This window comes from Lentzea sp. NBRC 105346 (genome assembly GCF_030269605.1).
Classification (GTDB): domain Bacteria; phylum Actinomycetota; class Actinomycetes; order Mycobacteriales; family Pseudonocardiaceae; genus Lentzea.
On sequence record NZ_BSTQ01000016.1, the window covers coordinates 1 to 23,825 of the forward strand.

A 23,825-nucleotide genomic window follows, 5' to 3' on the forward strand; every position below is an offset into this window, starting at 1 on the left:
CGCAAACAACGCAGGCCCAGCAAACCCAAGACAGCAAACAACAAAACGGGCCGCCGCTCACGCGACGGCCCGTTAGGGAACTCACCCCTGGTTAAAACACCAGCGCTTGGAAAGCTCCCCCCATAGCGTTCATCAGGGTGTCCAGCTCTGCACTGCCTCACCCGTGCGCGAGATCCACGACGGCGCGCCGGGTTCGCTGTTGCGTCCTTTGTGGATGAACGCGATGTTGTGATGGAACGTGATCGAGTCGATGTTCAGGTCGGTGTGCCCAGGTGTCACCGGGTGCACCTGTTCCTGGTGGTGCAGCCCGTCGAGCAACGTCTTCAGCAGCCCCATCGACTCCCCGGCGCCGTAGCCGGGCCAGTAGGACGTCTGCAGGTCCTCGATCACGTACAGCCCGCCCGGCCGCACGTGCGGGAACAGCGCGTTGAACGACGTGACGACGTGCTCGGTCAGGTGGCTGCCGTCGTCGACGACGATGTCGATCGGCCCGATGCTTTGTCCGAGCTGCTCGAGGAACACCGGGTCGTTCTGGTCGCCCTTGATGGTCTGCAGCCGTGGCTGGTCGAGGCCGGTCTTGTCGTAGATGTCCAGGCCGTAGACGAGCCCGCGACGGAAGAAGTGCTTCCACATCAACAGTGATCCACCGCCGACGTCCGGCAGGTCGTAACCGCCGATGCCGATCTCCAGCACGGTCACCCGCTTCGCCTGGTAGGCGGCGAAGTGGCGCTGGTAGTGGGGCGTGTACCAGTGCCCGCCCCACTTGTCCGTGTCGAACCGCACGGCCAGCGTGTCGAGATCCGCGTGGTAGACCGAGCACGCCTTGAGGACCTGGTGCGCGGCCTTCGTCGCCTCGGCGCGCGGGCCGAGCCAGGGGTCGTCCTGCTGCCACGTCGTGGGACCCGGTTCCTCCTTGAAGAACACGTCCCTGGTGACGTGGTCGCACGACGGCCCGAAGACCGCCTGCACCAGCTCGGCCAGGTCCTGCCGGATGACCAGCCAGGGCTCGTCGAGCCGGCCGGGCTCGATCTTGCCTTCGTTGAGCGTGACGAGGTAGCTGTTCGCTCCGAGCTCGAACTGCACCACGAACGGCTCCGCGGGCCCGTCGAACTGCGGTGCCCTGGCCAGCACCTCGCCGAGGACCGCCACGGCCACCTCGGCGGGGTCGAACTCGCGCAGGCCTGCCGCGATCTCGTCGAGCGTGCCGTCGGTCGCGGCGATGAGCCGGCCGACGAACTCGTTGCTGGCCATGAAGGTTCCTCCCGTCGCGCTGAGTTTTCCCACCGTCTCGCTTTTCGATGGTGGTGTCGTGGAGGAACGCTGAACTACGCCTCGTACGCCTTCACGCCCAGGCGCTCGCCAACGCGCTTGGCCTGGTCCTTCGGCGCCCCCATGCTCTTCTGGAACGAGCGCCACACCAGCGGCACCATCCAGCGCCGCACCTTGGCGACGTTGAGGATGCGGTAGACCAGCAGCGCACCCTTGGGGTGGTCCTCGACGGTGTGCTCGCCGCGGTACCACCAGCCGCCCTGCACGGCGAACAGCCGCCGCTTGCGGTCGACCTCGACGCGCATGCCGCCACCGTTGGGGTTCTGGTTCCCGACGTGTGCTCTGAAGACCTCGGGTCCCCCGGTCAGCGTCATGTCGGTGTTGTCACCCGCGTAGAGCATGAACGCGTTGTCCTTGCCGACCTTGCCGGGCTTCACGTTGAGCAGCAGGTCCGCGACGACGTTCGCCGCCGCCTCGACCACGATCTTGGACTGCCACAGGGGCTTCCCCACCGCACTCACCCTCTCACTATTACTCGTTATGACGCGATACTACGCGAAGCGTTCCCTCTGCGCGAGTCTCTTCTTCGCCGATTCAGCCGCGTTAGAGGAGTCTTCGAGCCCCGGGATAGAGCGTGTCCGCCGACCTTTTGTTTCGGCTTCGGCTTCGAGGAGAACTCATGCAGGACATGAACCGCCGGCGTTTCCTCGCAGTGGCGGGGGCGGCCGCCGCGGTCCCCGCGCTCGGCTCCGGGGTCGCCTCCGCTTCCGCGGATACGTTGCGAGCGGCGACCGTCCGTGTCGTCGTAACCGAGCAGAAGATCACCATGACCCCGTCGCGCGTGCCGGCGGGTCTCGTCAGGTTCGAGGTGAGCACACCGGACGCCGCGTCCATCGCGCCCGGCATCTTCCGCTTACGCGGCAGTGCCGGAATCGACAAGTTCCTCGAGTACTACGTCGCCGCGAACTCCCGCGACCTGCCGACCAAGCAGTGGGCCACCGGCATGATCGACAAGGAGGCCGAGTTCCTGGGCGGCGCCGCGGTGACGAACGTCAGCCCGATGGTGGTAACCGCGTTCTTGCGGCCCGGCAGGCACTACGTGTTCAACTACAACGCCGCGCTCACGCCGTACCTGCGCGACAGCATCCTGCCGCTGGAGGTCGGGCCGCGGTACGGGTTGTCCTGGCCGCCCGCGGTCGACGATGTGATCGTCATGCGCAACAACGCCTACGAGATGCCCAGCCGGATCCGGGGGCGTAGCACGTTCCTGGTCCACAACGCGACCGGGCAGGTCAATGAGGTGATGTTCCTCGGGCTTACGCCCGACGCTACTGCGGATGACGTTCGGGCTTTTTGGGCTGCCGTGCTTGCCGGGAAGAAACCGCCGAAGGTTGTGGTGACCAGCTTGCCTGAGGGGTTGGCGCCGCTTTCCGCTGGTGGGACGGGGATTGTGACTACCGCTCTGCCGCCTGGGAAGTACATGGTCACTACGTTCATGTATGACCGGAACACTTGGTTGAAGGGGATCTTCCAGGACTTCTGGAAGATCGTGACGGTGTGCTGAGGGATTTCGGGTTGGGCGGTGCGTGTTGCTGACGGCGGCGCGCATTCCGCTTCCGGGTGCTGGTGGACGGATTGGTCGGCGCGGCGCACCTCGCTGCGGCCGGCCGCGCGTCGGGTGACTCGCACCCCTGCAGCCAGTGGCCGGATGGCTCGTCCTGGCACCGCACCAACCAGTCACAGCGCAACCGGCAGCGCCCGGCGGACAGCTCGTCCGGGCCCCACCGCCCGCATCGCGACCACCCCCGGCGGCTCCACCTGCCAGACAACGCCCCCGCACCTCACACCCCGCGCCCCAGCACGACTGGCGCCCGGCGGCTCACGCCACACCACCGGCCAGACAACTCGCCGCCGCACTCCACCGCCCGCGCCCCGACCAGCGCCGGCGGCTCACACCCCTCACCACCAAATAGACAAGCCATCCCACACCACCGCCCCAGCGCAACCGGCGCCCGGCGGCTCACACCCGACACCAGCTGGCAAACAAGCCGCCCGCACCGCGCCCGCCTCACACCCGGCACCACCCGGCGGGCAGCTCGTCCGCGCCCCGCAACCCGCACCCGCCACCCCGTCCAGGGCCCATCGCTCTCACACCTCGTGCAACGTGCCCACCTCCGCGGCGAACAGCGCATCCGGGTCGAACCCCATCCCGTTGAAGTGCCCGCAGATCTCCAGGCTCACGAACCCGTGCACCCGAGTCCAGAACGCCAAAGCCCGGCGCCGCGTCCGTGGACTCGTCCCAGGCGCCCACTCCCCCGACAGCGCGTCGTCCTGCAGGGCGTCCCTGCCCTTGGCGACGTCGAGCGCGGCGAACGTCTCCAGCAGCACGGCCATCGCCTTGCGCGCGGCGTCCGTCGTCGTTTGCGGGGCCTCGTACCCCGGCACCGGCGTGCCCCACACCAGCAGGTAGCGGTGCGGGTTGCGCTTCGCCCACGTGCGCAGGCCGTTGGCTACCGCCGCCGGGCGCTTGCGGTCGTCCTTTTCGCGGACCGCGGCCGCGCGTAGGGCGGCGGCGATGTCGGTGTACGCGTCGGAGATCAACTCGGTCATGAGCTCGTCGCGACCGGCGAAGTAGCGGTACAGCGCCGGGCCGCTCACGCCCATCTGTTTGGCGATCGCGTTCAGCGACAGACCGGACGCCCCTGACGCGCCGATCTGCTCCCAGGCTATGGACTTCGCCTCCGTGCGGACCTGCTCGCGATAGCGATCGCGCGGTGTGGTCGTCGGCACCTTCTCGCTCCTCTCACTTGACTTCGCGAACGTTAGTGCATCAAGCTTCTGTTAGAGGTTCTAACAACAGTGAGAGCTTATCACGGAGGCGAAGGTGTCTAACGAGTGCGTTGAGGTCGTGCTGCCGGGAGTCGTTGAACCGGAAGGTCTGCAGGTCAACCGCAAGGAGCTGCCCGTGCCGGGGCCGGGCCAGGTGCGCGTGCGGGTTGAAGCGACCGGGGTGTCGTTCGCCGAACAGCAGATGCGTCGCGGGCGGTACTACGACCAGCCGCCGTTCCCGTTCGTGCCCGGCTACGACCTGGTCGGGGTCGTCGAGACGACCGGCCGGCGCGTCGCGGCCCTCACGAAGGTCGGCGCCTGGGCCAGCCACGTGGTGCTCGACGAAGCAGATCTGGTCGACGTCCCCGAAGGAGTGGACCCGATCGAGGCCGAGACGGTCGTCGTCAACGGCATCACCGCGTGGCAGATGCTGCATCGCGCCGCGAAAGCCAAGCAGGGCCAGACGATCCTCGTCCACGGTGCGAACGGCGGCGTCGGATCCGTTCTCACGAGGCTCGCCAAAGCCGAGGGCATCCACGTCATCGGCACCGCCTCGCCGCGCCACCACGAAGCAATCAGGAAGCTCGGCGTCACGCCGATCGACTACCGGGACGACGTCCCCAGGAAGGTCCGGGAGCTGGCGCCGGAAGGCGTGGACGCCGTGTTCGACCACATCGGCGGCCGCAGCGTCGTCGACTCCTGGCGCCTGCTCCGCAAGGGTGGCGCGCTGGTCGCGTACGGCAGCGCCGCCACGAAGGAGGACACCGGCGCGAAGGCGTTGCCAGTGTTGAAGATCGTGGCCAGGACGCTGCTGTGGAACGCCCTCCCGAACGGCCGCACGGCGACCTTCTACAACATCTGGGCGAAGAAGTTCAAGGCGAAGCACAACGAAGACCTCAAGGCGGTTCTCGCCCGCCTCGCGAGCGGCCACATCGACGCTACGGTCGCCGAGGTCTTCCCACTGGAGCAGGCCGCGGCCGCGTTGCGTCTGGCCGAGGAGCGCACCACCGCCGGCAAGATCGTGCTGAAGCCCTAGTCCACTTCGTACACGGCGTAGTGCGGGCCCTGGGAGCGGTCCTGGAAGGGACGCACGGCCGAGGGGTTGCCCTGGTGGTCCGGACCGTTCTGCCAGTCGCGGAACGCCTGCAGCGACGCCCATTCGCTCAGCACCGCGAACCGCGAGTCGTCTTCGGCGTTGCACAGCAGCTCCGCGGAGAGCAGCCCGTCGATCGGCGTGGTGACCCAGCTGATCTGACGGTAGGCCGCGGAAACGGCAGCCACATCGCCCTTGAGGTACACCACGACCCTCGCCCGCTTCGTCATGGACCGCACTGTCCGGCACCGCACTCGAAAGCCGATGGAGACGGTCTTTAACCGGCTTCGAGCCTTGGCGGGGACGATTTTCCTTACCTGACAAGGCTTTCGGGAGGAGATCGGGATGGAATGGTCAGCCGAGCGTGGCGTCGACCTGGGTGGCGTCATGGCGATGGCCCGCTCGTTCTACCAGTCCCAGCTGCTGCTCAACGCGGTGAAGCTGGGCGTGTTCACGGCGCTCGGTGAGGGCCCCGCGTCCGCCGAGCAGCTGCGGGAGCGGCTCGAGCTGCACCCCCGCGGGGCGCGCGACTTCTTCGACGCGCTGGTGTCGATCGGGCTGCTGGTCCGCGACGGCGAGCTGTACAGCAACGGGTCGACCGCCGCGAACCACCTCGACAAGAACAAGCCGCAGGCCTACCTCGGCGGGTTCCTCGGCCTGTCCGGCGACATCTACCCGCTGTGGGCCAACCTCGCGGAGTCGCTCAAGACCGGCAACCCGCAGGTCAACAAGGACCACATCTTCGAGATCTACTCCGGTCCCGAACAGCAGCAGCGCGAGTTCTTCGACACCATGTCGACGGTCACGCGGATGTCGGCCCCGGACGTCGCGAAGGCGGTCGACTGGTCGCGTTACAAGTCCTTTGTGGACGTCGGAGGCTCGATCGGCACACTCGCCGCGACGATCGTCCAGGCGCACCCGCACCTGCAGGCCACGTGCCTCGACCTGCCCCTGATCGAGCCGCACTTCACCCGCACGGTCAACGAGCTGGGCGTCGCCGAGCAGGTCACCTTCCAGGGCGCGGACTTCTTCAACGAGCCGCTCCCCGAGGCGGACGTCCTGATCCTCGCGCACATCCTGCACGACTGGGACATCGAACAGCGGCGCACACTGCTCAACAAGGCGTTCGAGGCGGTCCGTCCCGGCGGCGCGGTCGTCGTGCTCGACACGATGATCGACGACGAGCGCTCCGACCGCGGGCACGCGCTGCTGATGAGCCTGGACATGCTCCTGTTCTCCCCCGGCGGCAGCGAGTACACGTTCGGCGAGCTGTGCGTGTGGTTCGCCGAGGCCGGTTTCGTCCGCCCCTCCGCCCACCTCATCGCCAACGGCTTCGAGTGCCTCGCGATCGCCCACAAGCCGGCGTGAGACGTTCTAACCAGCGTGAGGCCTTCTAACAGTTCGGGCCCCTTGTCACGGTGACAAGGGGCCCGAGCTGTTAGAGGGTCTCACGAATACGACAAGGGCAAACTCTCCCACTGGGCGGCGTCGTGCCCGTGGATGATCAGGGCCTTCTTGCGCGCGGCCAGGTCGACCAGCTTGCGGGTGCTCGACCGCACGGCGTCGCCGTCGAGGTCGAACGGGAAGATCGGCCGGTTCTCGGGATCGAGAGCCACGCTCATAGGGATCGCGTCGATCGCGAGCAGCACGGGACCGGTCTCCGGCAACCGCACGAGCACCGACTGGTGCCCGAGAACGTGCCCGGAAGACTCGATCAAAGAGACCCCCGGCACGAGCTCCACGTCGCCGTCGACGAGTGTGTACTTCAGGTGCGGCAGATCCCACCGCGACCGCCCCTGCTCGAGCCGCGGCACCTCCCCCGAAACCGCGAGCTCGTAGTGCGACCGCTGCACGACGAACTCCGCGTACGGGAACAACGCGTGGTTGCCGCTGTGGTCCGGGTCGAGGTGCGAACACACCACGTACCGCACGTCCGAGACGCCGATCCGCGAAAGCTGGTCCAGCAACGAGTGCTCGGGACCGACGTGGATCGGCCCCTCGACGCCGGCGGGAAACCCGGTGTCCACCAGGATGTTCTCACCCGAGTCGGTCTCGATCAGATATGCGGGCACGGGCGCACCGAGCTTCGCCATCACGCCCAACCGCAACAGATGCAGCTTCATGAGTCCTCCGGAAGATGGCCGCTCATGGTCACGCCGAGCGCGACCAGCAGCCAGAACACGAAAACGCCCGCCGAACGCCAGCGACGGCGGAGCGCTTCCTCGCGCTCCGCCTCCGTCAGCACTGCTGTCGCCATGTCAACACGTCCCCAGAATCAGTAGTGGGCAGCGACCTCGTAGATCCCGAACGGCCGCTCCAATCGGGTATCCCGGAAGCGCCGCAGCGGCGAGGTGCTGTCCTTGTGCGACACCCCCTGCTCCCACTCGTTGAACGTGTCCAGGTCCTTCCACCGGCTGATCACGACGAACGCGAGCGGGTCGTGCACCGACCGGAGCAGCTCGTTGCCGAGCTGCCCCGGAACCGACGCCAGTTCCCGGCTCACCTGGTGGTAGGCCTCGGTGACGCCGGTGACGTCGTCGGTCGCGTGGTAGAGCACGACGCGAACTTCACCACTCATTGGGCCTTTTCCCACTCGGCATGGGTCGACGCGGTCCCCGAGGAGGGCAGGTGCGCGACGACGTTCATCGTGGTCATCGAGCCGCCGGACCGGTACGGGTGCAGCTTCTGCCGGTGCTCGAGGTGCCGGTCGGACGTCTCGAACTCACGGAAGCGCGGCTCGTCGACCCAGTCGCTGACGATGTAGTAGATCTCGCCCTCGTCCGAGGACTCCTCGGCGTGCGAAAGCCACTGCCCGAGGTTGGCCGGATGCGACGTGACGGAGTCACCGACCTCGGTCCACACCTTCTCGAACTCGGCGGCCAGGTCGGGCTTGATCGTCATGCGCAGCATCACGCGGAACATCAGGAGATCCCCCCGTCGACGTGGATGGTGGCGCCCGTGACGTACCGGGCGAGGTCGCTCGCGAGCCACAGCACGGCACCGGCCACCTCGTCCGGCGTGCCGAGCCGGCCGAGCGCGGTCTTCTCGCTGTACCGCTTGCGCATCATCGCGGCCTGCTCCGACGGCATCGCGTCGAGCGCCTCGGTCTCGATCACGCCCAGCGCGAGCACGTTGAACCGCAGGCCCGTCAAGCCGAACTCCTTGGCCAGCGAACGGGTCAGGCCACGCAGCGCCGCCTTGGTGGCGGTGTAGTGCGCCCGCCGCGGGATGCCCACCTCGGACGACTTCGAGCCGATGCTGACGACCGACGCGCCCTCGCTCAGGATCGGCAGCGCGTGCTGGATCACGAGGTGCGCGGCGGTCAGGTTGGTGTCGATCACGCGCCGCCACTCGTCGAGCGGCAGCTCGCCGTACGGCACGTGACTGATCGCGCCGGCGTTGTTGACCACCAGGTCCAGGTGGCCGAACCGCGTGCGGCACTCGCCGAGCAGCGTCTCGATCTGCTCGGGGTCCGCGATGTCGGCGCGGATCACGTGGTGCTCGCCGCCGGTCTCCTTGAGCTCACGCTCCAAAGAGGACACGAGCTCGCTGTCCTGGCGATAGCACGTGATCACGTCCACGCCCGCGTTGGCGAGCGCGAGCACGATGCCACGGCCGACGCCGCGCACACCGCCCGTCACGAGCGCCTTCTTGCCCTTCAGGCCGAGGTCCATCTCAACTCTCCTTAGGAATTCACAGCACGACGCCGAGCGCGACGCAGTTCGCCAGCAGCGCGGCCACGGCGAGGCAGCTGCGGGTCAGGTTCCAGCGCCCCCAGCTCGATCGCCTCGAGGACGGGTCGAAGCCGTCGGGCAGCCGCTCGGGATCGAGCCGCTGCACCCACTTGTTGATCGGCACGTTCTTTGTCACGGACACCAGCACCGTGATCAAAGCCAGCAAAGCTCCAACGGCGTAAAGCGCGCGCGCGTCAGGCGAAAGCACCGCCAGCGCGGCATCACCGACGACCGTCCCGACCAGACAGATCGGCATGAACGGGTCGTAGCGCGTGGAGAAGAACGCGTGCGTGTACACGTACCGGTCCGGCGGCAGGCTGGCCATCAGCGGGAACCCGCCGAGCTGGCTGCCGACGAGCACGCCGGCCGAGAGCCCGTTCATCAGCAGCACCAGCGGTACGAGCAACGCGCTCACCGGGTCACGGCGACCCGTGCCGCCGCCTCCACCTTGGTCTTGATCAGCGCCATCTGGATCGCGGTGTTCTTGTTCAGCCGCTCGGTCATGCCCGCGTCGTCGAGCGGCGCGCCGGGCTTCATCTCGAAGTCCTGCACCCACCGCATCCGCACCCCGGACTCGGTCTGCGTGTACTCCCAGAACAGCGACATGTACTTGAAAACGCCCGTCTCGACGCGCGCCGAACGGACCGTGCGCGTCACCGGATCGATCGTGCGTTCCGAGACCCAGTCCCAGATCTTGCCGTTCTCGTCCGGGTGCAGCGCGAGCCGGAATCGCACGGTGTTGCCGCGCTCCTCGATGACGTCGGCGGCGGAGTACTCGCTGAACAGCTCCGGCCAGCCCGGGACGTTGTTGGTGATGTCCCAGACGACGTCCATCGGCGCGTCGATGACGATCGAGTTGTCGGTGTGCCCTGACATGTCAGACCTCCGCGCCCACGAGCTGCCGGTTGATGTACTCGACGGCGATCCGCGGCGTCGTCATGTCGACCACGTCGTCGTCCGGAATGGACACGCCGTACTTGCGCTTGACCTGGATCGCCAGCTCCAGCAACGCGAGCGAGTCGTAACCGAGCTCGATGAACTCGATGTCGGTGATGTCGGCGTCCAGGTCGACGCCCGCTTCGACCCCCGCGCTCTGGCGCATGATCTCGCGCAGGTCGTCCAGGCTGAACGTGCTCATTGCTCTCCCCTTCGCTTGTCGTCAGGCCCGGTCGCCCCGGCCGAGCACGAGTGCGGCGGTGAACCCGCCGTATCCGCGCGCCACCACGAGCGCGGTGGACAGCGGCTGCTGTCGTGGCTGCCCCAGCACGAGATCGATCTCCATGCCGCGGGCGAGCCGCTCGGTGCCGGCGGTGTGCGGGATGACGCCGTCGCGCAACGCCAGCAACGCCGTGGCGACGTCGAGCGGCGCACCGCCGCCGTAGAGCCGGCCCGTCAGCGTCTTCGGCGCGGTGACGGGCACACCCCGTGGTCCGAACACCGCGGCCAACGCCTCGGCCTCGATCCGGTCGAGCTCTGGAGTCCCCGCCGCGTCGGCGAAAACGACGTCGACGCCGGACGGGTTGAGCCCCGCGTCGTCCAGCGCACGCCGGATCGTCGCCGCCAGCACCGGTGGCCGGCCGGTCCGTTCGGACTGGTCGAAGCCACTGGCGTGTCCCAGAATCGCTCCATACCCGCGTCCTTCAGCGCCTTCAGCTCGTTCGGCGATCAGGATCGCGCCGCCCTCACCGGGCACGTACCCGCGGGCGTCGGCGTCGAACGGCACGTACGCGCGCGCCGGATCGTCCGAAGTGGACATCAGGCCGTTGGCCATCTGTGCGACCAGGCCGTACGGACACATCGCGCTGTCCGTGCCACCGGTGACCACCAGCCGCGACTGCGTGCGCAGCAACCGCCGCGCCTGCGCCACCACGTCCAGGCCACCGGCCTGCTCGGCACAGATGACGCCACAGGGACCGCGCATGCCGTGCTGGATGGAGATCTGGCCGGTGGTGGCCGCGTAGAACCACGCGATCGACTGATACGCGCCGACCCACGACGGCCCCTTCTGGTACAGGCGCTCCATCTCACCCTGACCGAACGCCGTCCCACCCGACGAGCTGGACGTGACCACGGCCATCTCGTACTCCGGCAACGACTTCGGGTCGGCACCGGAGTCGGCGAGCGCCGCCTCGGCCGCGGCCAGCGCGAGGTGCGTCCACGTGTCGGTCTGCGGGATCAGCCGGCCCGGCACGTGTTCCCGCGCGTCGAAACCGGGCACCTCGCCCGCGAGCACCACCGGGTAGCCGCTCGCGTCGAAGCGAGTGATGTGCCCGATGCCGCTCTTGCCGTCGAGCACCGCGGTCCAGTGCTCCTCGGCGCCGATCCCGGTCGGCGCGAAGACCCCCAGACCGGTGATCACCGTGTCGGCCATGACAGACCTTCCTTCCCCAGTTCCTCAGACCCTGGTGAGCAACATCGCGGTCTGGAATCCGCCGAAACCGCTGCCGACACTCAGCACGGCGTCCATGGCGTGCTCACGCGCGACCAGCGGCACGTAGTCCAGGTCGCATTCGGGGTCCGCGTGGTGCAGGTTGGCTGTCGGCGGAACGACCTGGCGGTCGAGCGCGAGCGCGCACGCCGCCACCTCGATCGAGCCGATCGCGCCCAGCGAGTGCCCCACCATGGACTTGATCGAGCTCACCGGCACCTCGTAGGCCCGGTTGCCGAGACTGCGCTTGAACGCGGCCGTCTCGTGCCGGTCGTTCTGCTTGGTGCCGGACCCGTGCGCGTTGATGTAGTCCACATCGGACTTGTCCAGCTTCGCCCGCCGCAACGCGACGGTGATCGCCTCCGCCATCTCCCGCCCGTCCGGCTTCAGCCCCGTCATGTGGAACGCGTTGCTACGGCTGGCAAATCCGGCCACCTCGGCGTAGATGTGCGCGCCGCGCCGACGTGCCGACTCCTCTTCCTCGAGCACCATCACCGCCGAACCCTCACCAAGGACGAACCCGTCCCGCCGCTTGTCGAACGGCCGCGACGCGTGCGCCGCGTCGTGGTTGCTCGGCGAGGTCGCCTTGATCGCGTCGAAGCAAGCCGACGTGATCGGCGAGATCGGCGCGTCGGTCGCCCCCGCCAGCACGAGGTCCGCGGCGCCCTCCTGAATCAGTTGCGCGCCATGGCTAACCGCGTCCAACCCGGACGTACAGCCGGTCGAGATCAACCCGACCGGCCCCTCCGCACTGACCTCGTTGGCAACCTCGACCGCGAGCGTGCTGGGCACCATGTAGCCGTAGAGGTGCGGCACGCCATACGTGTGGTCGACAAGCCACTGGCGGCCGCCGTCGGACAACACGGCGTACTCCTCTTCGAGCCCCATCGTGCAGCCCACGGCGCTGCCGATGCTCACCGCGATCCGGCCGGGGTCGACCCCCGTGATCCCGCTGTCCCTCAACGCTTCCCTGGCACTGACGACCGCGAACTGCGCGGCCCGGTCCATCCGCCGAATCTCCCGCGCGGACAAACCAGCAGCCACCGCGTCGAAGTCCGCCTCCGCCGCGATGCGGGACCGGAACTCCGACGCGTCGAACAGGGTGATCTCCCGCGTGGCGGTGCGCCCGGCGGTGAGCGTGTCCCAGAACGCCTCGCGCCCGACACCACCGGGCGCCACCACACCAACGCCGGTGATCACGGCCTTTCTGGTCACCTCGGTCCCCCGACCTCGGGGTGCGGCTGCTCGGGCGCGGGAATGTCCTCGGTGTCCACGTGCCCCAGCTCGGGTCGCGGCGCGAGCGGCGACAGGTGGAACACGACGTGCGCGTCCTCGTTGCCCACGTTACGAAGCCGGTGCCGCACCCCGATCGGGACGAGCAGCGAGTCGCCCGGACCGAGCAGCACCGGCCCGTCGTCCAGCGACATCTCCAGCTCGCCGCGCACGACGTGCAAGAACTCCTCGGAGTACGGGTGGTAGTGCTCGGCGACGAACTCGCCCTGCGGCAGGTGCAACACACCACCGAAACCGCTGCAGCTGCCAACTGTCTTCGGGCTCAGCGTGACCCGGATGTCACCGCCGCGACGCTTGTTCGGAAACGCGTCCTCGACGTTGACCTTCTTGGACTGGAACGTGGTCACGCGATCCTCCCCTGCTCGGACGTCCAGACGTAGAACGGCGACGCCATCGCGTCCTTCGGCTCCTTCCAGTTCGGGTCGTAGGGCGACACGAAGGAGGTGAGCTTGGTGTTGATGTTCCCGTACAGCGGGTGGCTGCGCGCCTTGTAGAGGTTCGCGTTGATGTCCTCGTCCGCCTCGACCAGGTGGAAGTACAAGTCGTGGAACGAGAACAGCGTCCGCCGGGAGACCCCGATCATGTGCGGCAGCTCGGTGGCGTCGGACTCGGCGAAGACCCCGGCGATCTCCTGTGGGTCAGTGGTTTTCAACCTTGCGACGATCAGCGTGCGGTGCACGACAGGCCTCCCCGGTGTCTTTCGTTACGCGACCGCCGCAGCCTGCCAATCTCGAATGGTGACGCGCTCGAAGCGGTCTCCAGCGCGACTCCAGTGTTTGCGTTGGCTGCCGGTTCCGTGCGTGGTTGCTCGCTTGGCTGCCGGTTCCGTGGTGTTCGGTTGGCTGCCGGTTCCGTGCGTGGTCGCCTTTGTCGGCTGCCGGTGTCGTGGGGCGCTGCGTCTTCCGGGGGCGCCTTCGGCGCCGCGATTGGGGCTTGACTTGGGGCCCCTCACGGCGTGGTGGGCCGGCTCCGCCGGCAGATGCAAGATCTGCCGGCCCAACAAGGGCTACCACGCCGCACCCCAAGTCAAGCCCCAATCGCTTCCGTACGTGCCCACCAAACGCGCCCCACTCTGGGTGCGTGGTCACCTCCGATGCGGTCGCCGAACACGATGCGCGAAGCGCGAGCCACGGGACCAGGACCACAGCGCAACCGGCAGATACAACGGCGCGCGCAGCGCGCAACCAACCGGTGGTGGGCCCCTCCCGTCGCATCGCAGGCGAAGCCCTGCCGCATCCGAGACCCCAGGTCAAGCACGCTTTTCGCTTGACCTGGGGTCTCGGATGTGGCTGCCTCAGGTGCGATGCGACGGGAGGGGCACACCACCCCCACGCAACCCACTACGAAACCGGACCCCAGGGAGGGCCCCTCTTTGAGCTGAGCCGGGGTCCGGGGCGGAGCCCCGAGCACGAAAGCCACCGCGTCAACACAAACGCAACCCACCACGAAAGCCGCCGCGTCACCCCAAACCGGCAGCCGAGTCACCTATACCCGGTGGTATCCGCCGGCTTCCCAGCGTCCTGCACCTCCACGATGTACCGCCAAGCATCAGGCTGCGACCCGTCCACATCAGTAAACCCGTACACCTGAGCCAACTGCCCACTGGACAACGACTGCCCATTCCACCGAGCCACCGAAGGATCCGCAGCGAGAGCCGCCACCGCCCGCCCCACATACGCAGGCGACTCAGAAATCGCAAAGTGCGGCTGGAACCGACAGGCATCCCGCCAGTTCTCTTCAGTAACCCCGAACTCACCGAGCATGAACTCCGACCGCAACCACCCAGGCGTCAACAACACCGCAGTAGCCCCATGCGGCGCCACCTCATGCGCCAGAGCAAACGCCATCCGACTGACCGCCCCCTTGGCCAGGTCGTAGAAGAACGAGTTCCGGTAATTCACGGAGTTGTACTCGTCCGTGCCATCGGTGATCTCCACAACGAGACCACCAGGCTCCTTCAACAACAGCGGCAAAGCAAAGTGGCTGGTAATGGCGTGCGTGTCCACGGCCAGCCGCATGGTGTGCAGCCCAGCCTCCAGGTCGCACTCCCAAACAGCCTTCTGCCACTCCATCTTGGTTGTGCCCCAGATGTCGTTGACGAGCACATGCAACGCCCCCTGCTCGTCCGAGATGCGCGAGACCAAAGCCCGCACCTCCGAAGGCACCAGGTGGTCCACGCGAACCGGAATCCCCTCACCACCAGCGGCAGTGACCAGAGCAGCGGTCTCCTCAATCGTCTCCGGCCGGTTCATCTCGGAGCGCTGCGAACCGGAGCTGCGGCCGGTCACATACACGGTCGCACCCAAGGCGCCCAGCTCCACCGCGATGCCCCGGCCGGCGCCTCGCGTGCCGCCCGCCACCAGTGCGACCTTGCCCGACAACGAATCAGTCATACCAGGCACCGTAGCCCCGATCTCTCAAGCCGGACTTGAGCCGGGCGAGGCACGCTGAGCTGCATGGATGAGCGGACGATGCGCGCCTACCTCGATCGACTCGGCATCGCTTCACCCGAACGAGCTGATCTCGACACGTTGCGGCTGCTGCACCAGCGACACCTCTTCACCGTGCCGTTCGAGAACATCTACACGCGCATCGGCACGCCCGTCGAGCTCGACGAGGACGTGTACGTCGACAAGATCGTCAACAAGCGCCGCGGCGGCGGCTGCTACGAGCTCAACGGCGCGTTCCGGGCACTCCTCGAGAGCCTCGGCTACCGGACCACCATGCTCGGGGCGGCGCCGTTCAAGCCGGACGGCGTACCGATGTTCGCGCTCGACCACCTCGTGCTGCGCGTCGACCTCGACCACCCGTACCTGGTCGACGTCGGCTTCGGCCAGGGCTACGTCTTTCCCATCCAGATGGATACCGACGAGGGCCAGCAGGATCCCGCGGGCACGTTCCGCGTCACCAAGGCCGAGTACGGCGATGTCGACGTGTGGTTCGACGGCAAGCCGAAGTACCGCGTCGAGGAGCACCCGCGGCGGTGGGTGGACTTCATGCCGTCGTGGGAATGGCACCAGGACGCGCCCGAGTCGTTCTGGAACACGATGGACCTGTGCTCGCTCGCCACACCCAAAGGCCGTGTCACGTTGCACGGCAACCGTTTCCTCGAAACCGAGGACGGCGAGACCACAGAGCGCATCCTCCACGACGACGAGCTGCTCGAGGTCTACCGCACGGTGTTCGGCATCGACCTCGAGCAGACGCCGGCTAATCAGCGACGTACTTCCTGAGGTGCTGGGCGGTGAGCGTGTCGGCGGACGCGACCAGCGAAGCAGGTGTGCCGGTGAACACGACCCGGCCGCCGTCGTGACCGGCCCCTGGACCGAGGTCGATCAGCCAGTCGGCGTGTGCCATGACGGCCTGGTGGTGCTCGATCACGATCACCGTGTTGCCCGCGTCGACCAACCGGTCCAGCAACGCCAGCAGCTGGTCGATGTCCGCCAGGTGCAGGCCCGCCGTCGGCTCGTCCAGCACGTAGACGGCGGTACCGGAAGCCATGTGCACGGCCAGCTTCAGCCGTTGCCGCTCGCCGCCGGACAACGTGGTCAGCGGCTGCCCCAGGGACAGGTAGCCCAGACCGACATCGACCAGGCGATCGAGCACGACGCGCACCGCGCCGGACGGGAAGAAGTCACAGGCATCCACAACAGACAGAGCAAGAACCTCGCTGATGTCCTTGCCGCGCAACTTGTATTCCAGCACCGAAGGCGTGTAGCGCTTGCCCTCGCACTCCTCGCACACCGACGAGACACCCGCCATCATCGCGAGATCCGTGTACACCAGGCCCAGGCCCTTGCACGAAGGGCACGCGCCCTCGGAGTTCGCGCTGAACAACGCCGCCTTGACGCCGTTGGCCTTGGCGAACGCCGACCGGATCGAGTCCAGCATGCCCGTGTAGGTCGCGGGGTTGCTGCGCCGCGAGCCGCGGATCGAAGCCTGGTCCACGATGATCACATCGTCCAGAGCGGACAGTGATCCGTGCACCAAGGAAGACTTGCCAGATCCCGCCACACCGGTCACGACCGTCAGTACTCCGAGCGGGATGTCCGCGCTCACGTTGCGCAGGTTGTGCAGCGAAGCCTTCTTGATCGACAGCTTGCCCGAAGCCGAACGCACAGAAGACTTCACCGACACCCGGTGGTCGAGATAACGGCCGGTCACCGTGCCGGACGATCGCAGCCCGGCCACATCGCCTTGATAACAGAGCCGTCCACCCGAAGTACCGGCACCGGGACCCAGGTCGACCACGTGGTCGGCGATCTCGATGGTCTCCGGTTTGTGTTCGACCACGAGGACGGTGTTCCCCTTGTCCCGCAACCGGAGCAGCAGCTCGTTCATCCGCTCGATGTCGTGCGGGTGCAGTCCGACCGTCGGCTCGTCGAACACGTACGTGATGTCCGACAACGCGGAGCCCAGGTGCCGCACCATCTTCACGCGCTGTGCCTCACCGCCGGACAACGTGCCCGACTCGCGGTCCAGCGACAGGTACCCGAGGCCGATCTCGACCAGCGACTCCAGCGTCGAGCTCAGCATCGCGACCATCGGAGCAACACCACGAACACCGCGCAGCCACGCCAGGAGGTCGTCGATCTGCATCGCCGAGCACTGGGCGATGTTCTTGCCCCGGATCTTCGACGACAGAGCCAGCGGATTCAGGCGGGTTCCGTCGCAAGAGCCGCAGTGCGTGAACGTGACGACCTTGTCCACGTACGCGCGCATGTCGGGGCGCATGGAGTCGCGGTCCTTGCTGAGGTAGATGCGCCGCATCTTCACCAGCAGACCCTCGTAGGTCGTCTTGCCGTTGCCCTTCTTCTGCTTGGTGGCCTCACGGTTGAGCAGGTCGTCCCACTCACGAGCACTGAAGTCGCGCAGCTTCTTGTCCGGGTCGAAGTACCCGGACTCGACGATGATCTGCCAGTACCACGAGCCCACACCGGTGTGCGGAGCCGTGATCGCGCCCTCGTTCAACGACAACGAACGGTCGAGGATCCGATCGACGTTGATGTCGGACACGTACCCGCGGCCCTCGCACGCCGGGCACGCGCCCTCGGGCGTGTTGAAGCTGAACGCCGAGGACGTGCCGACGTGCGGCTTTCCCAGGCGGCTGAAGATGATCCGCAACATCGTCTGCGCGTCGGTCGCGGTGCCGACGGTCGAGCGCGAGTTCGTCCCCATGCGCTCCTGGTCGACGATGATCGCCGCGCTGAGGTTGTGCAACGAGTCCACGTCCGGGCGGCCGATCGACGGCAGATAACCCTGGACGTACGCGGTGTACGTCTCGTTGAGCAGCCGGCGCGACTCGGCCGCGATCGTGCCGAACACCAGCGACGACTTCCCCGAGCCGGACACGCCGGTGAACACGGTCAGCTGCCGTTTGGGAATGTCCAGCGAGACGTCGGCCAGGTTGTTGTGCCGGGCGCCGCGCACCTCGATGAAGTCGTGACTCACCGTTCTACCAGCGCCAACACTCTGGTCGGACTCCCCGATCCGCGGACGATGGGCAGCGGGGACGCGATGATCACCGCGCCGGCGGGTGGCAGCAGCGCCAGGTTGCGCAGCTGCGTCAGCCCGTACTTCCCCGCACCATGAAGGTACCAGTGGCACGGGTACGGCGGCTCGAAACCGCCCGCGAGCCCGGCGTCGGTGCCCACGGTCTCGACCCCGACGCCGACGATCGGCGTCTCCTCGGCGAGCCACCGCGCGCACTCGACGGCGATGCCGGGCGTGTGGCCCTCGTTCAGGAAGTTCTCCCGGCCGTCCCACCCCGTGCGGTACAACAACCAGCCCTCGGGCAGCGGGCCGTGCACCGAGACCCACTGCTCCACGTGCGAGCGCCGCAGCAGGAAGTCCGGGTCCGCCGCCGCCTCGGCCGAAAAGTCGAGCACCACCGCGGGACCGACCAGCCGAGCGGGTGGCACCTGGGACACGTCCTGGGATCCCTTGCCGGACAACCAGTGCACGGGCGCGTCGAAGTGCGTGCCGGTGTGCTCGGAGAGCCGGATGTTGTTCCAGTACACGTGTGGCCCGAGCGCGTCGTAGTCGCTGATCACCTCGCGGGAGAACGGCCACGGCTGGCCCCGCTCCGGCGGCAGGTTGATGATCGGTGTCTCCTCGGACAGCGGCGCGGTCAGGTCGATCACCTCGATCGACCCGCTGCTCAGCGCGGCCACCAACCCGGCGAGCACGTCACACCGCCTGGATGTCGTCGCCGTCGACCTTCAGCCCGAACTCGGGCAGCGGCTGCTTCGCCGGGCCGCTGGTGACCGAACCGTCCTTGATCGCGAACACGCTGAAGTGGCACTCGCAGGTGATCTGGCCGTCCTTGACGCTGGTCACCTTGCAGCCCCGGTGTGTGCAGATCGCGCTGAACGCCTTGAACTTTCCCGGTTCCGGCTGACACACCACCACCCCGGCGTCGGGGAAGATCTCCCCGCCACCGACCGGAATGGCCGACACCTTGCCCAGCGGCGTGCCGGAGGGCGGCGGGTCCGCGGTGCGCACGACCTCACCACACCCGGCCGCGGTCGCGGCGATCGCCGCACCGGCCCCGGCGATCACGGCTCGTCTGCTGTATTTCATGGTGCGAGTCCCTTCACGAGGTCGGCTCCGACGATGCCCGCGGCTGCTCGAACGGCACTTGAGAACTCGGTCCCATCACTGCTGGTCGCGGCCAGATGGCCGTCCGGGCGCACCAGCCACCACGACGGCAGCCCGGCGCCGTAGAACCGGTGCAGCGTGTCGTCCTCGGCCACCGCGACCGTGATCTCCGGTGACAGCCCCGAGACACCGTTGGGCACCACGGCGACCAGGTGCACCGGCAGCGCCCACGGCCGCGCCTCCATCGCCGAGACCAGCTCCTCGACCTCGTCCCGGTCGAACGCGACCACGAGACCGATGAACTCGTCGCCCAGCAGGCGCCGCAGCCGCGTCGGCGTGCCGTTGACGTACACGGGACCGTCCGGCGCGAACGCACCGAGCAACGGATGTCCCTTGTGGACGATCGGCGAGTCGGTGTAGTGGTACGGCTCGGCCATCTTGCCGCTGTTCACGTGCTTGCGCGCGATGCCGAGCAACGTCGAGAGGCGCAGCAGCACCGAGCGGGCGAGGCGGCGGACCCGGTTGGGCGGCACCATGAACCGGATGGTGGCCTCGGTGACCCGCAGGTTCTCGCGCGCCGCCGCATAACGTTCATCGTGGTAGGTGTCGAGCAACGAGTCCGGCGCCACCCCGTCGAGCACGAGCGGAATCTTCCACGCGAGGTTGTCGGCGTCCTGGATGCCGCTGTTCATGCCGCGCGACCCGTACGGCGGCAACGCGTGCGCTGCGTCGCCGGCGAAGAACACGCGGCCGACCCGGAACCGGTCGACCACCCGCTGGTGGAACCGATAGGTGCTGACCCAGTCGACCTCGTACGGAATGTCGCCGATGACGCGGCGGACCCGTTCGTCGAACCTGCCGTCAAGACGTTCGGCCTCGATGTCGGCGTCCGGCGGCAGCTGCCAGTCGATGCGCCAGATGTCGTTCGGCTGCGGGTGCATGACGAGCTGCCGGCCGGGGTTGAACGACGGGTCGTAGTGGAAATGCCGCTCCTTGGCCAGCGGCAGCTTCGCCCGGATGTCCGTGATGAGGAACCGATCCTGGTGCGAGTACCCGGTCCAGTCGACTCCGAGAAGCTCGCGCAGTCCACTTCGGACACCGTCGCACGCGATCAGGTACTGGAAGGCGAACTCGCCACCGGCCTGCACGCGCACCAGATCATCGTCCTGCGAGACAGCGGTGACCCGGTGCCCCCACCGCAGGTCGATGGCCGGTTCCGCCTCGGCGGCCTCGACCAGGATCTGCTCGATCCGGTACTGCGAGATGTTGACGAACGGCCCGAACCCGAGCCCGCGCGGGAACCGGGCCGCGCGGATCTCCTGGTTGCGCACGTAGGTCCGTGCGACGGTCCAGGTCACGCCCTCGTCCGCGATCTGCTGCGCGCAGCCGAACTTGTCCAGCACCTCGAGCACGTCGCCCTGGATGAGGCACGCCTTCGAGCCCTGCTTGACCAGGTGCGGGTCGGCCTCCAGCACGACGCTGTGCACGCCGAGGCTCGCCAGTCTCAACGCGGCGACGAGCCCGACCGGGCCGGCACCGACGATCCCGACCGGTGCTGTCATGGTGCCCCCGTTTTCTCGTTGGCCCGGAACACGGGGATGTCACGGACCGCTGCCAGGTAAGGAGTTCCTTCGGTGTAGCCGGTACCGGATGCCTCGCCGAGCATGCGCACGGCGAGCCGGTAGTGGGTCTGCCGCCAGCGCAGCAATGCGCGTTCGAAGGCGTTCATCGCCTCCGCCAACGGTTTCAGCGCGTCCCCGGCCACGACGTCAGAGTCGCAGAGCCTGCTGTAGGCCTCATCGAGCGTCGGCTGACTCCCGAGCACACGGGTCCGCACATCGGGCACCGAGTGGTACGCGGGCGAGTCGACACGGTCGGAGTCGGGCTTGCGGCACAACGACTCCACGAGCTTGTAGTTGCGCGACTGGATCGCGCTCGCGCCCTCGGTGAACTCGCGGAACGTCCGAAACGCCTCGATCTGCATGGTCGCGAGCATCGAGAACAGCGGCGCCGACTCGCGCAACGCGGTCTCACAACTGGTCACGAAGTGCACGGCCCGCTCGATCTCACCCTCGTCCAGTGCCGCGATCGCGCCACGGATCTGCGTCGAGAGCAGCGAGAACGTCGTCTCGAACGCCTGCAACACACGCAGGAACAGGTACTCGTCGTGCATCGTGTAGACGGGCAGGATGCTGAGCTCGACCGCACGCCGTTCGGCGTAGGACATGTCGCCGTACACCGCCGCGCACGCCTGCCGCGCCAGGTCGCCGGGATCGGTGGCGGTGAGCCCGGCGTCGAGCGCCATGCGCTGCAGGGCGGGCCGGATGACCCGCATCCCGTGCCGGAACCGCTTGCCCACGGCCGTCGGGTCCGGCCGCAGCAGCGGCAGCAACGTCGTTCGTCCGTCCAACGCGGACAGCTCGAACCCCAGCGCGTCGCAGACGAGCTGGGCGGTGAGCCGGTCGCACCGGGTCCGGGCGAACGGCGCCTGCTCGACCGGGTCGTCCGGGCCCGGCAGCTGTAACAGCGACAACGCGAGGTAGGTCGGGTAGTCGTACCGCTTGTCCGGCTTGTCCAGCGCGGTGCTCAGGAACGACGCGAGCGTCTGCACGTGCGGCCACGGCCCGCTCAGCTCGGGCAGCATGTCCCGCACCTCGGCGAGCAGCTCCAGCAGCTCCGGTGCGACGAAGTGCTTGCCGACCCCGTGGTACTCGCGGACGACCGCGCCGTACGGGAAGCTCTTGACGGCCGGTGTGCGCAGCCAGGATCTCAACTCGGCGGTGGACATCGCGTCACCGCCCGCTTCGGAGATCGGCCAGCGCGTCGCAGAGTGCGGCCACGTCGTCGGCGTTGTTGTAGTAGTGGAACGACAGCCGCACGAGGTCACCGCGCGGGCTGACCGTGACGCCCCGGCTCGCCAGGCCGCGCGCGACGGCGGCGGGATCGGGGTCGGCCAGCCCGATGTGCGCGCCGCGCTCGGCCGGTGCGTGTATCAGTTCGCCCTGAGCGGTCAGCCGGTCCGCGGCCAGCTCGGTCAGTTGCCGCACGTGCATACGCACCTCCGCGAGGTCGAGCGCTCCGATCAGGCCAAGAGCGGCGTTCGCCGCGTAGCACGCGGGAACCGCCGGGGTGCCGGTCTCGAACCTGGCCGCCGTGCCGGGGAAGTCCAGCGTCCTCGGGTCGAACGCGAACGGGTTCACGCGACCGAACCAGCCGGTGAGCTGCGGAAACCGTTCCGTGTCAGGCGATCTGACGTACAGGAACGCCAGCCCCGGCAGACCGGACACGTACTTCATCGCGCCGCCGACGAGGAAGTCGCAGTCCAGTTCGGACACGTCGACCGGCATGACCCCGACCGCCTGGTACGCGTCCACGAACAGCTGCGCGCCCTGGGGATCCGGCATGGGCATGCGACGGCCGTCCCGGTACGCGACCAGCGGCACGGAGACCAGCCGGGTGTGCTCGTCCGGCTCGGCGTCGAACACGACCTCGGCACCCCGTGGCCGCTGTGCCAGCCACACGTGTGCGATGGACGGAAACTCCACCGGGGATGTGACGATCTTCCACCGTTTCCCGAACTCCATGGTGGAGGCTGCCTGGTAGGCACCGACGGAAGCGTTGGGAACGAGAGCGATCTGGTCGACGTCCGCACCGATCAGCGTCGCGAACCCCTGACGCGCCTGGAGGACCTCGCGTTCGAACGAGGACCACCCGTCACCGGACAGGTCCTCGGCCATGCGCTGCAGCGCGTCGTCGAGGTCGGTGGAACGGGCGCCGAGACTGCAGCTGGCGAGATGGATCCTTCGTTCCAACGCGGGAAAGTGCTTGCGGAACACGGCAGGGGTCATGTCGTGTCACCCATCGGCCCGGTGCGGGTGAGCTCGGTCCGCACGTCCCACAGCTGCGGGAAGAACTTGTGCGCGATGAGCTTGGCGAGCACGTCGACGGGCGTGCCCTGGGTGCCCACGACCTGGTGCCCGATCACGCGCGTCGCCATCTTGTAATGCCGCACGCGCCACAGCGAGATCCGCTCGTCCCACTCGATCATCGCCTCGGCGAGCCGCTGCTCGGCGCTGTCGACCTTGCTGCGGTACAGCTCCGCGAGGTCGATGCCCCGTCGTTCGACGAGGTCGGTGAACACCCGCTCGATGCGCCTGCTGTGCTTCTGCACCGACCGCCAGCCCGGCGAGTCCGCACCGGATCCGTGCCCCAGCACGGTTCTGATGGTCTGGAAGTCCCACGGTGACAGTTCCCGCATCATCTCCAGCTGGTTCGTGACCAGCTCGATCCCCAGCGACGCCCGCTTGAGCAGGCGGATCGCGGTCTCCAGGTTGTCGATCAGGATGCACTCCGCGGCCTCGTGCACCTCCGAGCAGGCGAGCTTCAGCCACAGCTCGGTCGACTGGTGCACGACCTGGAACAGCAGCTCGTCACGATGCACCACCTCGTCCGGCCGGCGCTGCAACGACAGCAAGGCATCGGTCCGCATGTACCTCGCGTAGTCGTCACGGCCCTCGCCGCTCAACACCTGCTGGGAGTAATCCCTCATGGGGCAACGCTAAAAATCTCACGTCTCATC

At 67.8% G+C, this 23,825-nt stretch carries 28 protein-coding genes; 4 read left to right on the forward strand and 24 right to left on the reverse strand.

The genetic code is table 11. The annotated features are described in order from the left end of the window. Positions 1–132 precede the first annotated feature (132 nt). Both QSK35_RS29840 and QSK35_RS29845 read right to left on the reverse strand, forming a co-directional pair. Complete coding sequence (locus QSK35_RS29840; RefSeq protein WP_285750888.1) at positions 133–1,251, reverse strand: class I SAM-dependent methyltransferase; 1,119 nt, start codon at positions 1,249–1,251, stop codon at positions 133–135. A gap of 74 nt (positions 1,252–1,325) precedes the next feature. Next, positions 1,326–1,781: a hypothetical protein gene (locus QSK35_RS29845; RefSeq protein WP_285750889.1), complete on the reverse strand. Its 456-nt coding sequence runs from the start codon at positions 1,779–1,781 to the stop codon at positions 1,326–1,328. Between the two features lie 167 nt (positions 1,782–1,948). Here QSK35_RS29845 and QSK35_RS29850 point away from each other — a divergent pair, with 167 nt between their 5' ends. Beyond that, on the forward strand, positions 1,949–2,833 hold the full coding sequence (locus QSK35_RS29850) for a hypothetical protein (RefSeq protein WP_285750890.1): 885 nt from the start codon (positions 1,949–1,951) through the stop codon (positions 2,831–2,833). A gap of 584 nt (positions 2,834–3,417) precedes the next feature. Here the strand turns inward: QSK35_RS29850 and QSK35_RS29855 are convergent. Further along, positions 3,418–4,059 (reverse strand): TetR/AcrR family transcriptional regulator, encoded by a 642-nt coding sequence (locus QSK35_RS29855; RefSeq protein WP_285750891.1) that lies wholly within the window; start codon positions 4,057–4,059, stop codon positions 3,418–3,420. 94 nt (positions 4,060–4,153) lie between these two features. Between QSK35_RS29855 and QSK35_RS29860 the strand changes: the two genes are divergently transcribed. Beyond that, positions 4,154–5,134 (forward strand): medium chain dehydrogenase/reductase family protein, encoded by a 981-nt coding sequence (locus QSK35_RS29860; RefSeq protein ID WP_285750892.1) that lies wholly within the window; start codon positions 4,154–4,156, stop codon positions 5,132–5,134. Here QSK35_RS29860 and QSK35_RS29865 read toward each other — a convergent pair. After that, positions 5,131–5,421, reverse strand: a complete 291-nt coding sequence (locus tag QSK35_RS29865; RefSeq protein WP_285750893.1) for an antibiotic biosynthesis monooxygenase family protein — start codon at positions 5,419–5,421, stop codon at positions 5,131–5,133. The genes QSK35_RS29860 and QSK35_RS29865 overlap by 4 nt on opposite strands. A gap of 115 nt (positions 5,422–5,536) precedes the next feature. On the opposite strand from QSK35_RS29865, the gene QSK35_RS29870 reads away from it, so the two are divergent. Continuing rightward, positions 5,537–6,559 (forward strand): methyltransferase, encoded by a 1,023-nt coding sequence (locus QSK35_RS29870; RefSeq protein WP_285750894.1) that lies wholly within the window; start codon positions 5,537–5,539, stop codon positions 6,557–6,559. 80 nt (positions 6,560–6,639) lie between these two features. Here QSK35_RS29870 and QSK35_RS29875 read toward each other — a convergent pair whose 3' ends face one another. The 13 genes from QSK35_RS29875 to QSK35_RS29935 form a co-directional block, all read right to left on the reverse strand. Next, the gene (locus QSK35_RS29875; RefSeq protein WP_285750895.1) at positions 6,640–7,314 is read right to left on the reverse strand and encodes an N-acyl homoserine lactonase family protein; all 675 of its coding nucleotides are present in this window, start codon (positions 7,312–7,314) and stop codon (positions 6,640–6,642) included. Further along, positions 7,311–7,448, reverse strand: coding sequence for a hypothetical protein (locus tag QSK35_RS29880; protein ID WP_285750896.1), 138 nt, complete (start codon positions 7,446–7,448; stop codon positions 7,311–7,313). Before QSK35_RS29880 ends, QSK35_RS29875 begins: the two co-directional genes overlap by 4 nt. 18 nt (positions 7,449–7,466) lie before the next feature. Continuing rightward, positions 7,467–7,769 (reverse strand): antibiotic biosynthesis monooxygenase family protein, encoded by a 303-nt coding sequence (locus QSK35_RS29885; RefSeq protein ID WP_285750897.1) that lies wholly within the window; start codon positions 7,767–7,769, stop codon positions 7,467–7,469. Next, positions 7,766–8,113, reverse strand: coding sequence for an antibiotic biosynthesis monooxygenase family protein (locus tag QSK35_RS29890; RefSeq protein ID WP_285750898.1), 348 nt, complete (start codon positions 8,111–8,113; stop codon positions 7,766–7,768). The genes QSK35_RS29885 and QSK35_RS29890 overlap by 4 nt, the downstream gene beginning before the upstream one ends. Continuing rightward, complete coding sequence (locus QSK35_RS29895) at positions 8,113–8,865, reverse strand: SDR family NAD(P)-dependent oxidoreductase (protein ID WP_285750899.1); 753 nt, start codon at positions 8,863–8,865, stop codon at positions 8,113–8,115. Before QSK35_RS29895 ends, QSK35_RS29890 begins: the two co-directional genes overlap by 1 nt. A gap of 19 nt (positions 8,866–8,884) precedes the next feature. Beyond that, the gene (locus tag QSK35_RS29900) at positions 8,885–9,340 is read right to left on the reverse strand and encodes an anthrone oxygenase family protein (RefSeq protein WP_285750900.1); all 456 of its coding nucleotides are present in this window, start codon (positions 9,338–9,340) and stop codon (positions 8,885–8,887) included. Continuing rightward, entirely contained in the window at positions 9,337–9,801 is a 465-nt protein-coding gene (locus QSK35_RS29905) for an SRPBCC family protein (protein WP_285750901.1), read from the reverse strand. Before QSK35_RS29905 ends, QSK35_RS29900 begins: the two co-directional genes overlap by 4 nt. A gap of 1 nt (position 9,802) precedes the next feature. Continuing rightward, the gene (locus tag QSK35_RS29910; protein ID WP_285750902.1) at positions 9,803–10,063 is read right to left on the reverse strand and encodes an acyl carrier protein; all 261 of its coding nucleotides are present in this window, start codon (positions 10,061–10,063) and stop codon (positions 9,803–9,805) included. Between the two features lie 21 nt (positions 10,064–10,084). Next, positions 10,085–11,296, reverse strand: coding sequence for a ketosynthase chain-length factor (locus QSK35_RS29915; RefSeq protein ID WP_285750903.1), 1,212 nt, complete (start codon positions 11,294–11,296; stop codon positions 10,085–10,087). A 24-nt stretch (positions 11,297–11,320) separates the two neighbouring features. Further along, entirely contained in the window at positions 11,321–12,568 is a 1,248-nt protein-coding gene (locus QSK35_RS29920) for a beta-ketoacyl-[acyl-carrier-protein] synthase family protein (protein WP_285750904.1), read from the reverse strand. Then, positions 12,565–12,993: a cupin domain-containing protein gene (locus tag QSK35_RS29925; RefSeq protein ID WP_285750905.1), complete on the reverse strand. Its 429-nt coding sequence runs from the start codon at positions 12,991–12,993 to the stop codon at positions 12,565–12,567. The genes QSK35_RS29920 and QSK35_RS29925 overlap by 4 nt, the downstream gene beginning before the upstream one ends. Continuing rightward, the gene (locus QSK35_RS29930; RefSeq protein WP_285750906.1) at positions 12,990–13,325 is read right to left on the reverse strand and encodes a TcmI family type II polyketide cyclase; all 336 of its coding nucleotides are present in this window, start codon (positions 13,323–13,325) and stop codon (positions 12,990–12,992) included. The genes QSK35_RS29925 and QSK35_RS29930 overlap by 4 nt, the downstream gene beginning before the upstream one ends. 802 nt (positions 13,326–14,127) lie before the next feature. Continuing rightward, positions 14,128–15,039, reverse strand: coding sequence for an SDR family oxidoreductase (locus tag QSK35_RS29935; RefSeq protein WP_285750907.1), 912 nt, complete (start codon positions 15,037–15,039; stop codon positions 14,128–14,130). A gap of 63 nt (positions 15,040–15,102) precedes the next feature. Here QSK35_RS29935 and QSK35_RS29940 point away from each other — a divergent pair, with 63 nt between their 5' ends. Further along, on the forward strand, positions 15,103–15,879 hold the full coding sequence (locus QSK35_RS29940; protein ID WP_285750908.1) for an arylamine N-acetyltransferase family protein: 777 nt from the start codon (positions 15,103–15,105) through the stop codon (positions 15,877–15,879). Here the strand turns inward: QSK35_RS29940 and QSK35_RS29945 are convergent. From QSK35_RS29945 to QSK35_RS29975, 7 genes are read right to left on the reverse strand one after another with little or no spacing between them, the layout of a single operon-like run. Further along, a complete protein-coding gene (locus tag QSK35_RS29945) occupies positions 15,857–18,097 on the reverse strand; it encodes an ATP-binding cassette domain-containing protein (RefSeq protein ID WP_285750909.1) in 2,241 nt (746 codons plus the stop codon). The two genes, QSK35_RS29940 and QSK35_RS29945, sit on opposite strands and share 23 nt — an antisense overlap. After that, a complete protein-coding gene (locus tag QSK35_RS29950; protein WP_285750910.1) occupies positions 18,094–18,834 on the reverse strand; it encodes a cyclase family protein in 741 nt (246 codons plus the stop codon). The genes QSK35_RS29945 and QSK35_RS29950 overlap by 4 nt, the downstream gene beginning before the upstream one ends. A gap of 1 nt (position 18,835) precedes the next feature. Further along, positions 18,836–19,228, reverse strand: a complete 393-nt coding sequence (locus QSK35_RS29955; RefSeq protein ID WP_285750911.1) for a Rieske (2Fe-2S) protein — start codon at positions 19,226–19,228, stop codon at positions 18,836–18,838. Further along, positions 19,225–20,808, reverse strand: coding sequence for an FAD-dependent monooxygenase (locus QSK35_RS29960; RefSeq protein WP_285750912.1), 1,584 nt, complete (start codon positions 20,806–20,808; stop codon positions 19,225–19,227). The genes QSK35_RS29955 and QSK35_RS29960 overlap by 4 nt, the downstream gene beginning before the upstream one ends. Then, complete coding sequence (locus QSK35_RS29965; protein ID WP_285750913.1) at positions 20,805–22,034, reverse strand: hypothetical protein; 1,230 nt, start codon at positions 22,032–22,034, stop codon at positions 20,805–20,807. The genes QSK35_RS29960 and QSK35_RS29965 overlap by 4 nt, the downstream gene beginning before the upstream one ends. Before the next feature lie 4 nt (positions 22,035–22,038). Beyond that, entirely contained in the window at positions 22,039–23,094 is a 1,056-nt protein-coding gene (locus QSK35_RS29970; RefSeq protein WP_285750914.1) for an aminotransferase class V-fold PLP-dependent enzyme, read from the reverse strand. Continuing rightward, positions 23,091–23,795 (reverse strand): tryptophan 2,3-dioxygenase family protein, encoded by a 705-nt coding sequence (locus QSK35_RS29975; RefSeq protein ID WP_285750915.1) that lies wholly within the window; start codon positions 23,793–23,795, stop codon positions 23,091–23,093. The genes QSK35_RS29970 and QSK35_RS29975 overlap by 4 nt, the downstream gene beginning before the upstream one ends. Between the last annotated feature and the right edge of the window lie 30 nt (positions 23,796–23,825).